The organism is Kitasatospora sp. NPDC087314 (genome assembly GCF_044744365.1).
In the GTDB taxonomy this organism is placed as follows: domain Bacteria; phylum Actinomycetota; class Actinomycetes; order Streptomycetales; family Streptomycetaceae; genus Kitasatospora.
On sequence record NZ_JBIUYE010000006.1, the window covers coordinates 182,410 to 196,338 of the forward strand.

General features: G+C 73.2%; 15 protein-coding genes. 8 read left to right on the top strand and 7 right to left on the bottom strand.

Translation table 11 applies throughout. The features are described from left to right. Positions 1 to 214: 214 nt before the first annotated feature. Complete coding sequence (locus tag ACIO5E_RS14990) at positions 215 to 811, bottom strand: 2'-5' RNA ligase family protein (RefSeq protein ID WP_400667387.1); 597 nt, start codon at positions 809 to 811, stop codon at positions 215 to 217. Between the two features lie 45 nt (positions 812 to 856). Then, positions 857 to 1,399, bottom strand: coding sequence for a DUF2165 domain-containing protein (locus tag ACIO5E_RS14995; protein WP_400667389.1), 543 nt, complete (start codon positions 1,397 to 1,399; stop codon positions 857 to 859). Between the two features lie 172 nt (positions 1,400 to 1,571). On the opposite strand from ACIO5E_RS14995, the gene ACIO5E_RS15000 reads away from it, so the two are divergent. Then, positions 1,572 to 2,108, top strand: coding sequence for an AAA family ATPase (locus ACIO5E_RS15000; RefSeq protein WP_400667391.1), 537 nt, complete (start codon positions 1,572 to 1,574; stop codon positions 2,106 to 2,108). Positions 2,109 to 2,179: 71 nt separating this feature from the next. Here the strand turns inward: ACIO5E_RS15000 and ACIO5E_RS15005 are convergent, their stop codons facing one another. After that, on the bottom strand, positions 2,180 to 3,643 hold the full coding sequence (locus ACIO5E_RS15005) for an alpha/beta hydrolase family protein (RefSeq protein WP_400667393.1): 1,464 nt from the start codon (positions 3,641 to 3,643) through the stop codon (positions 2,180 to 2,182). A gap of 573 nt (positions 3,644 to 4,216) precedes the next feature. Between ACIO5E_RS15005 and ACIO5E_RS15010 the strand changes: the two genes are divergently transcribed. Together ACIO5E_RS15010 and ACIO5E_RS15015 are read left to right on the top strand one after the other, a co-directional pair. Next, positions 4,217 to 5,263 (top strand): sensor histidine kinase, encoded by a 1,047-nt coding sequence (locus tag ACIO5E_RS15010; RefSeq protein WP_400667395.1) that lies wholly within the window; start codon positions 4,217 to 4,219, stop codon positions 5,261 to 5,263. Continuing rightward, complete coding sequence (locus tag ACIO5E_RS15015; RefSeq protein WP_400667397.1) at positions 5,260 to 5,922, top strand: response regulator; 663 nt, start codon at positions 5,260 to 5,262, stop codon at positions 5,920 to 5,922. Before ACIO5E_RS15010 ends, ACIO5E_RS15015 begins: the two co-directional genes overlap by 4 nt. A gap of 959 nt (positions 5,923 to 6,881) precedes the next feature. Here the strand turns inward: ACIO5E_RS15015 and ACIO5E_RS15020 are convergent. Next, positions 6,882 to 7,331 (bottom strand): ATP-binding protein, encoded by a 450-nt coding sequence (locus tag ACIO5E_RS15020; RefSeq protein ID WP_400667399.1) that lies wholly within the window; start codon positions 7,329 to 7,331, stop codon positions 6,882 to 6,884. Positions 7,332 to 7,458: 127 nt separating this feature from the next. On the opposite strand from ACIO5E_RS15020, the gene ACIO5E_RS15025 reads away from it, so the two are divergent. From ACIO5E_RS15025 to ACIO5E_RS15045, 5 genes are all read left to right on the top strand, one after another. Next, entirely contained in the window at positions 7,459 to 7,914 is a 456-nt protein-coding gene (locus ACIO5E_RS15025) for a MarR family winged helix-turn-helix transcriptional regulator (RefSeq protein WP_400667401.1), read from the top strand. 135 nt (positions 7,915 to 8,049) lie between these two features. Then, entirely contained in the window at positions 8,050 to 9,288 is a 1,239-nt protein-coding gene (locus ACIO5E_RS15030) for a cytochrome P450 (RefSeq protein ID WP_400667403.1), read from the top strand. Positions 9,289 to 9,324: 36 nt separating this feature from the next. Continuing rightward, entirely contained in the window at positions 9,325 to 9,543 is a 219-nt protein-coding gene (locus ACIO5E_RS15035; protein WP_400667405.1) for a ferredoxin, read from the top strand. Continuing rightward, positions 9,540 to 10,790 (top strand): NAD(P)/FAD-dependent oxidoreductase, encoded by a 1,251-nt coding sequence (locus tag ACIO5E_RS15040; protein ID WP_400667407.1) that lies wholly within the window; start codon positions 9,540 to 9,542, stop codon positions 10,788 to 10,790. Before ACIO5E_RS15035 ends, ACIO5E_RS15040 begins: the two co-directional genes overlap by 4 nt. A 275-nt stretch (positions 10,791 to 11,065) precedes the next feature. Further along, complete coding sequence (locus ACIO5E_RS15045) at positions 11,066 to 11,680, top strand: TetR/AcrR family transcriptional regulator (RefSeq protein ID WP_400667409.1); 615 nt, start codon at positions 11,066 to 11,068, stop codon at positions 11,678 to 11,680. Positions 11,681 to 11,702: 22 nt separating this feature from the next. Here the strand turns inward: ACIO5E_RS15045 and ACIO5E_RS15050 are convergent, their stop codons facing one another. The 3 genes from ACIO5E_RS15050 to ACIO5E_RS15060 all read right to left on the bottom strand — a co-directional run bounded on the left by ACIO5E_RS15050 (position 11,703) and on the right by ACIO5E_RS15060 (position 13,816). Further along, positions 11,703 to 11,936, bottom strand: a complete 234-nt coding sequence (locus tag ACIO5E_RS15050) for a ferredoxin (RefSeq protein WP_400667411.1) — start codon at positions 11,934 to 11,936, stop codon at positions 11,703 to 11,705. After that, entirely contained in the window at positions 11,930 to 13,138 is a 1,209-nt protein-coding gene (locus tag ACIO5E_RS15055) for a cytochrome P450 (protein WP_400667413.1), read from the bottom strand. Before ACIO5E_RS15055 ends, ACIO5E_RS15050 begins: the two co-directional genes overlap by 7 nt. Positions 13,139 to 13,615: 477 nt before the next feature. Next, complete coding sequence (locus tag ACIO5E_RS15060; protein ID WP_400667415.1) at positions 13,616 to 13,816, bottom strand: hypothetical protein; 201 nt, start codon at positions 13,814 to 13,816, stop codon at positions 13,616 to 13,618. Positions 13,817 to 13,929 lie beyond the last annotated feature (113 nt).

Sequence of the window (13,929 nt, forward strand, 5' to 3'; positions counted from 1 at the left end):
CAGACACCAGCGCGGCCACCAGCTCCCGCTTGGTCGGAGCGGGCAGCACCAGCGGACCCAAACAGCGCGGAGGCCATGGGGCAGGTCGGGGCTTGGCGACTTCCTTGGACCGAAACCGCGGGGCAGCCCGTCCAGCAGGGTGAACGGCGGGATCCTGGGCGCCAAGTTGCCGCCGATGACCTCGAACGCGTCGGTGGGGAGCTGAGACCCGCGGTCACGCGGGTCCGAGGTCCGGCAGCTGCCGGACCTCGCCCGTGCCCAGCTCGACCGTGAACCGGGCCCGCATCGGGCCGTCGCCCCGGCGGGAGAGGAGGGTGAGTTCGGTGACCCGTGCCGAGGTGGTGCCCAGGCGGGCGGCCAGTTCGGGCGCGAGCTGGCGCGGGTCCCGGGTCCGCCCCAACGACAGGTGGGGTGTGAAGTCGTCCGCCCGACCCCGGCAGCGGGGGAAGCGCTCCACCAGCGAGCCGTGGAGTGCCTGCCACGGGCCGGGGCCGCCGCCCGCCGGGTCGAGCCAGACCGTGGCGTCGTGGCGGTGGGGGAAGTGGCGCACCCCGTGCAGACGCGTGGTGAACGGGGCGTGCTCGGCCGCGGCGGCGCCCAGCAGCGGGAGCGCGGGCCCGAAGTCTGACTCCGAGACGAAGCCGAACAGCACGTTGACGTGCGGCGGCCAGCGGCGGATCTGCGGATCGTGCTCCTCCCGGATCCGCTGGACGGCCTGCCACAGTTCCGCCGGCGGCAGCCAGGCAACCGCCGTCCGGGGCGTCGGTCCGACGTCCAGGACGCCCGGAACGTCGATCGGGTGTCTGTCCACCCCTCCATGGTGAGGGACCGGGAAGGCCGCCCGGTGCGGGGTCTCTCACTCCGACGGGGTGTGTGTGCGGTGCGGCAGGTTCACCACCACCAGGGCCAGTCCCGACAGGATGACGTTGCGAATCGCCGCGTCCAGGCCGTTCCACGTCTTCGACTGCCACATGGCGAACCACTCGCCGCCGATGCCGATGAACCCGGCCCCGAAGAGCAGCAGCATCAGCAGCAGGCCGAGGCTGCTGAGCCGACGCGCCAGTTCCGGCCGCAGCCACCAGGCGCTCGTTCCCGCCGTCAGCACCAGGGCACTCAGCGCCTCCCAGGCGATGATCGCGACGTAGGCCGCGTTCTGCAGGCCCGGGGACGTGACGGAGCGCCACATCAGGTTCCGGTCCTGGAAAGTGGTGTCCATCGCCAGCACGTGCTGGACGAACTGCTGGTTGGTGGCGAAGTCGGTGACGTTCCCGAAGACCACGAGCAGCAGGTAGAGCGCGTTCGTGCCGGTGAGCACGGCTGCCGCCGCGGGCAGTGAGCCGAGCGCGAGCAGGCGGTCGCGGGTGGTGGGGCCCGGGCTTGCGGGGCGGGTGGTCGGCATGCGGAACAGGCTAACCCCCGCGGGGAGTTGGCCGGATCCGCCTCCCAGACCGTGCCTGCGCGCAGGCACGGCGGGGGGCCGTTGGGGGACGGACCGACGTTTCGTCATGATCCCTCCGGTGACGGAACTTCCGGATGCTCCGGTACGGGCCCGGCCCGGATGCGGTGCCGGCATGACGGGCGGCGCGGACACCGTGCTGGTGGTGGTGCGTGGTCCGAGCGGCGCCGGGAAGTCGAGCACCGCCGCGCGGCTGCGCGCCGCCTACGGCCGGGGCATCGCCGTCGTCGGCCAGGACGTGCTGCGGCGCACCGTGCTGCGCGAGCGGGACGTCGCCGGCGGGGAGAACATCGGCCTGATCGACCTGGTAGCGCGGCACGCCCTCGACCACGGCTTCCACGTCGTGGTCGAGGACATCCTCGCCGCTGACCGCTACGGCCGGATGCTGGCCCGGCTCGCGGCGGAACACCGCGGTCGCAGCTTCCTCTACTACCTGGACGTCGACTTCGACGAGACCGTCCGGCGACACGCCACCCGCCCGCTGGCCGCCGAGGTCTCCCCCGAGCAAATGGCCGGCTGGTACCGGGCCCGCGACTACTTGCCGGGCGGACTCGAACGCGTCATCGACCAGCGCAGCACCCTCGACGACACGGTCGGACGGATCCTCGCCGACACCGCCCTCACCCCGCCCGGCCGGACACCGAGGCCCTGAACCCGCGCTCTTGCTCCGTCAGCGGGCACAACGCAAGGCGCCGCCGGCCGCCTGGTGGTGACCTCGGCCGGTCAGGGGCGGTCGTCCGGGTGGTGGACGCTGAGGTTGCCGTAGGCCGACAGGGCGCCGGGCAGGTCGCCGGGGGCGTGCCGCAGGGTGGCGTCCAGGAAGGCGAGAGTGGTCGCGGCGACGACGTGCGGGCTTCCGGTGCGGCCCAGGGAGCCGACGATCGGGGGCACCGGCGGAAGGTACAGGGGGCCGTCCATGAAGGTGAGGTGGGCGGCGCCGGGGACGGTGAGCCGGTAGCTCGTCGCGGTGTCGAGTGCGAGGGCCTCGGTGAGACGGGGCAGGTAGCGCGGGTCGGTGCTCGGGGTGATCGCCTGGGTGAGCGCGAGCACCGGCTGGTGGAGGGCGGGAGTGGCGGGGCCGTGGGGGTAGCCGTCCAGGTCGATGACGGCGTCGAACCGGGGGTCCTGCCGCGCTGCCTGCAGGGCGGCGGCACCACCCATGGAGTGGCCGGTCACCGCGACCCGGCCGGTGTCCAGTCGTCCGGCCAGTGGGTCGGTGTTCCCGCCCCGGTCCAGGCCCTCCAGCTGGGTGAGGACGAAGCCGAGGTCGGCGGCCCGGATGGCCGTCCAGCCGGCCGCGAGCTCCTCGTCCGCGTCCCGGTCGCCGGTGGAGGTGGTCGCGGCGCGGATCGTCCGGCCGTCGTCGAGGACGACGACGGCGGAGTCGTACGGGTGGTCGAGGGCGGCCACCAGGTAGCCGTGGCTGGCCAGTTCCTCCGCCCAGGCGGTGTTCTGGGTGCGCACCCCGCCCGCCCCGGGAGAGAACAGCACGACCGGGAACCGTTCGTCCCCACCGGACACCGGGGCGTTGAAGACCGCGTGGGTGCGGGCCCGCGGGACGCCGTCGACCAGGAAGCCGGGCAGGCCGACTCCGCGGGCGAGGGCGTCGGAGACGGTGCGCGCCTCCTGCTCCGTGCGTCCGAGGTACTGGGCCCGCCGCGCGCCCGCGGGGCCCTTCTGCGCGGGGTACCAGAGCTGGACCACGACCGTGCGCCGGTCGTCCGGATCGGCGGTGAAGGTCTCGGGGCGGTGCGGGTCGGTCCACTGCACCACCCGGGTGCCGACCGCGAAGGAACCCGACGGCTCGGGGAACACGGGCACCGGAAAGGCCCAGGCGGCCACCGGCCCCGTGGCGATCAGGCCGACGCAGGCCGCCGACCCCGGCAACGCCAGCCACCACCGGGCCCGCCACGCGGGCCGGCCGGGACGGCGCCGAAGCGGTCGGAGCAGAGGGGAGAGGGCGAACGGCAGTGCGACGGCGGCGCCCGCCAGCACCGGTAGCAGCTGCCAGCGGATCCCCACCGCACCCAGCACGGTCGCGGACAGCGCGAGAACCACCCCCGCCGCGATCGTGACGCGCGGGCGGGCGGCGGGGGGCAGCCAGCGCGCCACCACCAGCGCCACGGCACCCAGTACGGCAAGGAACTCAGGAGGGGACATGGAAAGCCCCGCGATGGTCTCGGTCACCCCGTCATCGTCGGGGCGGGGCGCGCGGCGGCGCATCGATCCCCGGTCGCCTCCGCATGCCACCGCAGTCGCAGGCGAACACGCCGGACGGACGGGTGCTCTGCGACCGCAGGAGGTACCTGTGCTCCTCCTGTGGTCGTACACCGGTGCGGTGCCGTCCGACGGCGGACTCATGTGCGCCACCGCCCCCGCGGCCTACCGTGGCAGGACCGCGGTGCACGCCGGGGAGGCACGGGGCGCGGGCCCCCTGTCCCCGGGCCGGCTCCGGCCGTCCGCGGTGGCGGTCCCGGCCCGGGGCTGCCACGGTGGCGCATCGACAGGGACGTGGTGATGGCCGAGGCGGCCGCGGGGCCCGGCAAGGCCCACCCGGTACGCCACCGGGACCGCGTGCGGCGGGCGAAGACAGCCGCGCGACGGGCGACGACAGCCGGGTGGCGGACGAAGACGGCCGGGTGGCCGGCGGGAGCCGCCCGGTTCCGCGGCCTCCGGCCGCCGCCCGCCGTGCGGGACTCGCTGCCGCTCGCACTGCTCCTGCTCCATGTCGCGGCCACGCGCGCGCCGCGGGAACTCCCGGTGGCCACGGCCCTCACGGCCGCCCTCGCGCTGCCCCTGGTGTGGCGGCACCGGGCCCCGCGCGCGGTGTTCGGCGCCGTGGCCGCCGCAGCCTTCGTCCAGTGGCTGGCGGACGTCCAACTGCCGGCGGATATCTGCCTGTTGGTGGCCCTCCACACGGTGGCCGCGCACTCGGGCCGACGCGATACGCTCGTTGCCGGCGCCGTCGTGGAGGGCGGGGCCCTGCTGGCCTGCCTGCGCTGGGCGACGGAAGGCGCGTTCCTGGCCCCCTTCGTCGCACTGACCGCGACGGTCGTCGCCGCCGCCGCCCTGGGCGCGAACGCGCGGACCACGCGCGCCTACCTCGCGGCACTGGAGGAACGGGCCGCGCACCTGGAACAGCAGCAGGACCAGCAGGCGCGACTGGCCGTCGCCGAGGAGCGGACCCGCATCGCCCGGGAGATGCACGACATCGTCACCCACAACCTGTCCGTCATGGTCGCGCTCACCGACGCCGCCGTCCACGCGCAGCACCGGTCGCCGGACAAGGCCACCACCGCGATGCTCCGGATCTCCGAGACCGGCCGGCAGGCCCTGACCGACATGCGCCGCTCGCTCGGGATCCTGCGGACCGACGAACCGGACGCGGAGCGCCACCCGCTGCCCGGCATCGCCCAACTGGAGGCCTTGGCCGACCGGATGCGCGCCGCCGGGCTGCCGACCCGCGTCGACGTCCGGGGCGACCACACCCACGTGCCCGCCACCGCCCAACTGACCGTCTACCGCCTGGTGCAGGAAGCCTTGACCAACACCTTCAAACACACTCCCGCCGGCACCCGCGCCGAGGTCCGGATACGGTGCTCGACCGGAACCGTCACCGTGGACGTCACCGACAGCGGCCCTTGCCCGCCCCCTCCCGGCTCCGCCCCGCCCGGCCAGGGCATCCCCGGCATGCGCGAGCGCTCGGCCGCCTACGGGGGAACGCTGCGGGCCGGACCGCTCCCGGGCGGCGGCTGGGGAGTCCACACCCGCCTCCTCCTCGACAGCGGTGGAGCGGCGCCCGCATGACGATCCGCATCCTGATCGCCGACGACGAAGCGCTGCTCCGGATGGCCTTCGGAACGATCCTGGAGGCCCAGCCCGACATGGCACCGGTCGGCGAAGCCGCGGACGGAGCCCAAGCCGTACGCCTCGCCCGGGAGCTGCGCCCCGACGTCGTCCTCATGGACGTCCGGATGCCCGGGACCGACGGGATCGAGGCGACCCGGCAGGTCACCCGGGTCTCCCCGCGGAGCAGGGTGCTGATCCTCACCACCTTCGACCTGGACGAATACGCCTTCGCCGGACTCGGCGCCGGAGCCTCGGGCTTCCTGCTGAAGAACACCAGGCCCGAGGAACTCCTCACCGCGATACGCAGCGTCGCCGCGGGCGACGCGGTGCTCTCCCCGCGGATCACCCGCCGCCTGCTGGAGAACCTCCGCCCGTACCTCCCCCACGGCAACGGCACCGACCACGACGAGCGGCTGAGCCGGCTCAGCGCCCGTGAGCGCGACGTGCTCGTCAAAGTGGGCTGCGGCCTGTCCAACGCCGAGATCGCGGCCGCCCTGTACCTCGCGGAGGCGACCGTGAAGTCCCATCTGGGGCGGATCCTGCAGAAGCTCGGACTCCGCGACCGGATCCAGGCCGTGGTCTTCGCCTACGAAAGCCGCCTCGTCCACCCGGCATGACGCCGCCGCCCGCAGCGGGGCGGCCACCGGCCGCCGAGATCACCGCCGCGGACGCCTCGTCCGGGTTGCCCTGGCCCCCGCCTCTGCACCGCCTGGGTCGGGGCACCGCCGAGGCGGAGCCCCAGCGGTGCCCAGGGTCCAGCCGAGTGCAGCGACCCGGGTGCGGTACGAGGCTCCGCCCAGGTATCGGCGGCAAGCCGGTAGGAGCTCGGGGCCCGGGGTGCGGGAAGGTCAGCAGACCTGCCGGTAGGGCACCTCGGGGAGGTAGATCTCCCAATCGGCTTGTGGCAGTCCACCTCCGGCTCGTTTGCAGAGGTCGGTGGCTTCTTGATCCGGGGCGATCGTGAACTCGTGCATGGGCACGTGCTCGGTCGCTGTGCGTAGCGTGCGGTCGTCGAGGCTGAATGCCAGGGAAAGGATGGCGCCTCCAGGGGCGTCAACCTACGGACCGGTGAAAGCCGCCGCAACGGCTTCTCATCAGCCTGTCTTGTTCCAGCGGTCCGTCTGGCCTGCGGAGCGGCACTTTGTTTCGATCGGCGAGGAGGGCTGCGCAACAACCGGTCGGCCGTGAAAACTCGAACCATGCCAGAGCCGGAGAGCAACAACGGCCGGCCCTGGCGCCGGTACGACCACGCGTCGGCGACGCCACCGCCCACATGGGCAGACCCCGCCCCGATCCGGAGTACCTGTACATAACTGACCGACTCCCCCTGTAAGCGCAGCACAGTTGGCACGGCTCGGGGGCCTGGTTCGGAGAAGCGCCAGACGCAGGGAGCCGCGGAGCTGCTTCCCAAGGGACCGCGTTCCATGTGCACGCAGCGTGATCCGAGAAATTCTCTGTCACCACAACCTGCGGCTGGAGTCGGGCGCCGTGACCCACTTGTACCGTTCACCCGTTACGCGTGCGGTGGCGTTGCCGGCCCGTGCGGGGCCCATGACCGCTCCCAACGTCGGTCGGGTCAGGGCGCGATGGCGACGTCGGCCCAGTGGATGGCGTGTCCGGGCTCCGCGCGGTCGCCGTGCGCGACGGTGAGCTGGTCGATGATCTGCAGGCCACGGCCGTGCTCGCCGCGGGTGCAGCCGGCTGCCCAGTCGCCCTCCACGGCGGCGGGGCCTCCGTCGCGGACTTCGATGCGCACCCGCCGGGCGCCCTGGGCGCGGCTCAGTCGGAGGTCCAGTGGGGGCTCGGCGTGCTCAACGGCGTTGGTGACGAGTTCCGAGACGGTCAGCAGCACCGAGTCGGCCGCCTCGTCGGCGACCCGCCACTGCGCGAGGACCGCTTGGGTGATCTTGCGGGCGTCCCCGGCGGCTTCCGGGCGGTGCGGCAGGGGCCAGGCGTGGCCCGATGACCGCGTACGCCGGGCGACGGCCGGCCGTGGGGAGATGTCCGGGGCGTAGGTGCAGATCACGGTCATCACCTTCTTCCGGCACCGTGGTGGCGCCTTGGCTGTGACCAGAACCGTTAACGATCCACTTCCCACCTATATCACTCATATATATAGACAGTCAATATAGATGAGTGATATAGGTGGAGGTATGGATGAGACACCCGAAGAGGGTCTCCAGGAGGTGGCGGCGGAGCTGAACGAGCTGGCCACCGGGCTGGTCAGGCATCTTCTGTCGGACCGGCAGGGCATGAGTCTGACCACCGTCGCGGCACTCGGCCGGCTGGAGCAGGAAGGTCCGATCCGGCTGACCGCGCTGGCCGCGGTGGAGGGCATCGCCCAACCGTCGATGACCGCGCTGGTCCAACGGCTGGAACGCCAGGGCCTGGCATCGCGGATGGCGGATCCCGAGGACGGGCGTGTCTGCCTCGTCGCCATCACGGATGCCGGGCACGAGCTGCTGGCCGAGCGCCACCGCGCGCAGCGGGCCCGGGTGGCCGGCCTGCTGGCCGCGCTGCCCGAGCAGGACGTGCAAGCGCTGAGCGAGGCCATGCACACGGCCCTGCCCATCGTCCGGCGCATGCTCCGCGGCGAATCGGCTTCCTGACCCCGGGGACACGCTCCTCGGCGCCTCCTCCCGCAGACGGCAGGACCTGCTCCGCCGCCCCGTCGCGCCCCGCGCGCGCCGGGCCCCGATCCTGGCACCTGCCCTCCTATCGGACTTCCGAAAGGGCGGAGAACCATGAGCACCATCTCGGCACCCGGCACCGACGTCCCGCCGGCGGCGGTACCGGACTACCCCATGCCCCGGGCAGCCGGCTGCCCGTTCGACCCACCGCCGGCCCTGCACACCCTGCAGGAGCAGGCCCCGATCAGCCGGGTGCGACTGTGGGACGGCACCACCCCGTGGCTGGTCACCCGCTACGAGGACGTGCGGGCCCTGCTGGCCGATCCGCGGATCAGCTCGGACAGCACCCACCCGCACTACCCCCACCAGAGCCCGGCCACGAAGGAGCGCCGCAGGCAGTCGCGGACCTTCATCACCATGGACGATCCGGAACACGCCCGGCTGCGCCGGATGGTCACCGCAACCTTCGCCATCAAGCAGGTGGAGGCGCTGCGGCCGACCATCCAGAAGATCGTCGACGGCCTGATCGACGCCATGCTCGCCGGGCCCAAGCCGGTGGACCTCGTCCAGGCGTTCGCGCTGCCGGTGCCCTCGCTGGTGATCTGCGCGCTGCTCGGCGTCCCGTACGCCGACCACGACTTCTTCCAGGCCAACAGCAGGATCCTCGTCAAGCGCACCGCGACCCCGGAGCAGGCACGGGCGGCCACCCAGCGGCTGCTCGACTACCTGGACCGGCTGATCGGTGACAAGCTGACCCACCCGACCGACGACCTGCTCTCCACGCTGGCCGAGCGGGTCCGCGCCGGTGAGCTCTCCCGGCGCGAGGCGGCCGACATGGGGATGCTGCTGCTGATCGCCGGGCACGAGACGACGGCGAACATGATCGCGCTGGGCACCCTGGCCCTGCTGCAGCACCCCGATCAGCTGGCCCGGCTACGTGAGAGCGACGATCCGAAGCCGATCGCCTCGGCGGTCGAGGAACTCCTGCGCTACCTGACCATCGTGCACAGCGGACGGCGCCGCGTGGCCCGGGAGGACATCGACATCGGCGGGGTCACCATCCGCGCCGGCGAAGGCGTCGTCCTCGCCAACGACATCGGCAACCGCGACCCCGCCGCCTTCCCCGACCCCGACCGGCTCGACATCGACCGCAACCCCCGCCACCACGTGGCCTTCGGCTTCGGCGTCCACCAGTGCCTGGGCCAGCCGCTGGCCCGGGTCGAACTGCAGGTCGTCTACAGCACCCTCTACCGCCGCATCCCCACCCTGCGGCTCGCGGTGGCCCTCGACCGGATCCCGTTCAAGCACGACGGGACCGTCTACGGCGTCTACGCGCTGCCCGCCACCTGGTGAGCGCGGCCAAGTGCCGTGCGAATAAGGAGGATTCCGATGAAAGTCATCGTCGACCAGCACAAGTGTGTCGCCTCCGGCCAGTGCGTGCTGACCGCACCCGAGGTGTTCGACCAGCGCGAGGAGGACGGCATCGTCGTCCTGCTCACCGAGACCCCGCCCGACCACCTGATGGACGACATCCGGCAGGCCGCCATCCTCTGCCCGGCCCAGGCGATCTGGCTGGCAGAACAGGAGGAGCAGGAGGGCGAACAGTGAAGCGGATCGTCATCGTCGGGGCCTCGGCCGCGGGCCTGACCGCGGCCGAGACCCTCCGCCGCCGAGGCTGGGACGGCCACCTCACCCTGATCGGCGACGAGCCTCACCCGCCCTACGACCGGCCACCGCTGTCCAAGCAGATCCTGACAGGTGATTGGCCCGCCGAACGAGCCGTCCTGCGCTCCCCGCAGGACCTGGCTCACCTGCAGGCCGACCTGCGCCTCGGACAACCCGCCACCGCCCTCGACGCCGCAGGCCACCGGGTACGGCTGGGCGGCGGCGAGAGCATCCGCTTCGACGGCCTGGTCATCGCCACCGGCGTGACCCCCCGGCGTCTGCCCGACAGTGACCTGGCCGGGGTGCACGTCCTGCGTACCCTCGACGACGCCCTCGCCCTGCGCGCCGCACTGCTCACCGCGCCCCGGGTGGTCGTGGTCGGTGCCGGCTTCCTCGGCACCGAAGTCGCCGCGGCGGCCCGGACCATGGGCCTGCAGGTGACCCTGGTCGAGCCGGAGCCGGTCCCGGTGCGCCACCCCTTCGGCGACCGCATCGGCGCGCTCGTCGCCGACCTGCACCGCGCCCATGGCACCCGCCTGCGCTGCGGGACCCCGGTACGCCGGCTGCGCAGCACAGGCGGCCAGGTGACCGGGGTGGAACTCGGCGACGCCACCACGCTACCGGCCGACCTCGTCGTCCTGGCCCTCGGCGCCACCCCCGCGACCGGCTGGCTGACCGACTCGGGCCTGCACCTGGGGAACGGGGTGGTGTGCGACGCGTGGTGCCGGGCCGCACCCGGCATCTACGCCGCCGGCGACGTCGCCTCCTGGCACAACCCCCACTTCGGCACCCGCATGCGGCTCGAGCACCGGACGAACGCCACCGAACAGGCCATCGCCGCAGCCGGCAACCTGCTCGGCGACGCCATCCCGTTCGCCCCCGTGCCCTACTTCTGGACCGACCAGTACGACACCAGGATCCAGGCGTACGGCATCCTCCCACCCGACGCGGACCTGCGCGTCATCTCCGGCGACCCGTCCACCGGCCGCTTCACCGCCGCCTACGGCCACCAGGGAGTGGTGGTCGGCGTGCTCGGCTGGAACAACCCCCGCGAACTGCGCACGCTGCGCCGACTGGTCGTCGAACACGCACCCTGGACCGCCGTCACGGCCGCCGGGCCGTATCCCCCACTGACGGCTGACCGCTGGTGGGAGAGCACCCGACCTCGAACACGCGGGGTGTACTCATGACATCTGCTTCCCCGCCACCCCGCCATCCAGGCGGCCTGCTTGTCCTGGCCCCACCGGGCGTGGGTGGTCCACGGCCGGTCGAGGCCGGGAGGGCGGCGGGCGGTGAGCAGGGCCGAACGCCGGGCTCCGTCCATCCGCAGCCGGGCGCGGTCGCCGACCACCTCTTCGCGACGCTTTCGGCCGACCACGGCTCTTCCTTGCCGGGCCTGACGGCCCGCCGCCACGCACCCCGGCCGTCCGGCGCCGTCCCACCAGCCCTTGGATAGGCTGCCGGGATGGCCCTCGACTCCCCCCGGCTGCTGCGCGCCGACGCCGCCCGCAACGCGGAAAAGATCATCCGGGCTGCCCGGGAGGTCTTCACCGAACAGGGCCCCGACGCCCACCTCGACGACGTGGCGCGCCGGGCCGGTGTCGGGGCCGCCACGCTCTTCCGCCGCTTCCCCGACAAGGCCGCGCTCCTGCGGGCCGTGCTGGACGAACGCTTCGGCGAGCACGTCCGGCCCGTCATCCAGGCGTCCGCCCACGACCCCGATCCTGCGTCCGGACTGGCCCGCGTGCTGGCAGCGGCCCTGGAATCGGTGGCCGGCGACTACAACGTCCTGGCCGCCGCCCGTGCCGCCGGCGTCCTGACCCCGGCGACCGGCGAGGAGTTCTTCGCCGCCCTCGACGCCCTCCTGGCGCGCGGTCAGCACGCGGGCGTGATCCGCGCCGACCTCGTGCCCGACGACCTGCACCGCATCGTCGTCATGCTGGTCTCGGTGCTGTGGACGATGGAACCCCGCGAGGACGGCTGGCGCCGGTACCTGGCCCTGGTCCTCGACGGCCTCTCCCCCACCGGGGCCCGCCCCCTGCCCTGCCCCGCCCCCGCGCTGCACACCCGCACGCCCTGACGTCCTGACGCCGAGGCGGGCCCTAGCGCGCCGGATGCAGTCGGAGCGCCGAGACCGGGCATCTGGCGGCCGCCTCGCGGGCCTGTTCCGCCGCCCGTCCGACGGGCTCGGCGGCGAGCACGACGACCTGCCCGTCCTCGTCCTGGTCGAACACCAGCGGCGCGGTCACCGCGCACTGCCCCGACGACACGCACCGCGAGGTGTCCGCCTCCACCCGCTCGGCAGGCTGCTCGCGCTGCTGCTCCCCGTTCACCACAGGACCGGGACCTCGCCGATGCCGCCCGCCAGCCGTTCGGAGTGGTCGCGCAGGCTCCGCGCGTCCACCGCCAGCCGCAGGCCGGGGAAGCGCCGGAACAGCGCGGTCAGCGCGATCTGCATCTCGGTGCGGGCCAGCGCGTTGCCGATGCAGTAGTGACCGCCGTGCCCGAAGGCCAGGTGCGCGTTGGGGGAACGCGACGGGTCGAAGGTGTCCGGCTCCTCGAACGCCCGCCCGTCCCGGTTCGCGGCGTTGATGGCCACCAGCACCGCCTCGCCCCGCGCGATCGCCGTCCCGGCGACGGTGACGTCCTCGCGGGCGTAGCGGGTCAGGCCCAGGGCACCGGGCGCGGCCATCCGCAGGACCTCCTCCACGGTGGCACGGGCCGACCCCTCGGGGTCGGCGGCGAAGCGGTCCCGCCGGCCGGTGTCGCTCAGCAGGAACAGGACCCCCAGGTCGATCCGGGTCGACGTCGTCTCGTGGCCCGCGAACAGCAGCCCCACCGCCAGGCGGGTCATCTCCGCCTCGGTGAACGAGGGGTCCTGCGCCTGCACGGCCAGGATGTCGCTGATCACGTCCTGCCCCGGCCGCTTGCGTTTCTCCTCGGCGATGGCGGCCACGTACGCCTCGAACTCGGCCATGGCCGCGGCCCCGTCGGCACCGCCGTACAGCGCAGCGATCCGTTCCGACCAGCCGCGCAGCAGGTCCCGGTCCGCGACCGGCACGCCCAGCAGCTCGCAGATCACCATCACCGGCAGCGGGAACGACAGGTGGTCGTGCAGGTTGACGGCACGTTGCGGATCCCGCGAACGCTCCTCGTCCATCGCGTCCAGGCAGGATGCGGCGAGTTCCCCGATCCTCTCGCCCATCCGGCGCATCCGCGGCGCGCTGAACGCGGGCGCCAGCATCCGGCGCATCCGCGTGTGCTCGCGGTCCTCCTCCTCAGGCGTGACGGCAGGACGTGTGTGCAGCGCCGAGGCCGAGATCCTCGGGGCGTCCTCGGTATCGGGGCGCAGTCGGGAGAACCGGGTGTCGCTCAGGATCACCCGGGTTTCCTCGTAGCGGGTCACCAGCCAGGCCGGGTCGCCGGCGGGTGTCGTCACCCGCGTGATCGGGCCTTCCTCGCGCAGGCGCGCGAGCAGCGGCGCCAGGTCCAGGGCGTTGGGGCGTTCGAAGGGTAACTGCGGTGCGGGCGCGGTCATGGGTCTCTCCTCACCGGCCGAAGGGCCACAAGAGCAGGGAACGCTTGGCGGAGCCGCTCTCTCCTGCACGTCCGGGCCAGGACGGACGAGTGGCCTTCCAGGCCAACAAGTGAGAGTCGACTCTCTCTTCTCTCGGGAGAGTAACACCGTCGGCACGCGCAGTCATCCACCGGGCGCCGTCATCCTGTGCGGTGACGAGGCCCGGCTCCGACGTGGCCGTGGCCGTGGCCTCCGGTCGCCTTTCCGCTTGGCGGAATGCCGATCGCGCCACCTCGGGGATCCGAGCGGTGTCCGGAGTTCGATTGCCGGGACCCGGCAGTCCGCATGTGAACTGCTGGACCGCATCCAGCGAAAGGGCGGCAGGCCCCCGGAAGCCCGGGCGGTCCGCCAGAACCGTTCTGCGGCGTGCCCTGGGGCGGGCAGGCGAGGCCTGCTCCGTACTGTCCCCCTCCTGCATCGCCGGCCCGGGTGGTGAGATCACATGCCGGGGGTGCGGGCGCGGAGCCGGTGGTGGAGGTCGTCGAGGCGGCCCGCGCCGCGGCTGCTGCGGTTCTTGATGCCGTGGCGGATCTCGTCGAGGACCGGCGTACCGCGTTCGTCGCCGCGCAGGGCCAGGGCGGCGGCGGCTTCGAGGCGGGCGTGACCCTGCCGCAGGCCGGCAGCCCGACCGCCGTTCAACGCCCGCGCGGTCCGACTCGTCGGACAGGTGATGCGCCACGGGTGAACACCCGCCCCCACGTTCGCGCGTGCGATCGACGACGTTTGGGTAAACCCTCCCAAGAACGGATACT

What these genes read in the sequence shown, in the direction of transcription:
- ACIO5E_RS14995 (WP_400667389.1), bottom strand. Translation starts at nt 1,399, where the DNA reads ATGCCGACCACCCGCCCCGCAAGCCCGGGCCCCACCACCCGCGACCGC.
- ACIO5E_RS15000 (WP_400667391.1), top strand. Translation starts at nt 1,572, where the DNA reads ATGACGGGCGGCGCGGACACCGTGCTGGTGGTGGTGCGTGGTCCGAGC.
- ACIO5E_RS15015 (WP_400667397.1), top strand. Translation starts at nt 5,260, where the DNA reads ATGACGATCCGCATCCTGATCGCCGACGACGAAGCGCTGCTCCGGATG.
- ACIO5E_RS15025 (WP_400667401.1), top strand. Translation starts at nt 7,459, where the DNA reads ATGGATGAGACACCCGAAGAGGGTCTCCAGGAGGTGGCGGCGGAGCTG.
- ACIO5E_RS15030 (WP_400667403.1), top strand. Translation starts at nt 8,050, where the DNA reads ATGAGCACCATCTCGGCACCCGGCACCGACGTCCCGCCGGCGGCGGTA.
- ACIO5E_RS15035 (WP_400667405.1), top strand. Translation starts at nt 9,325, where the DNA reads ATGAAAGTCATCGTCGACCAGCACAAGTGTGTCGCCTCCGGCCAGTGC.
- ACIO5E_RS15045 (WP_400667409.1), top strand. Translation starts at nt 11,066, where the DNA reads ATGGCCCTCGACTCCCCCCGGCTGCTGCGCGCCGACGCCGCCCGCAAC.
- ACIO5E_RS15055 (WP_400667413.1), bottom strand. Translation starts at nt 13,138, where the DNA reads ATGACCGCGCCCGCACCGCAGTTACCCTTCGAACGCCCCAACGCCCTG.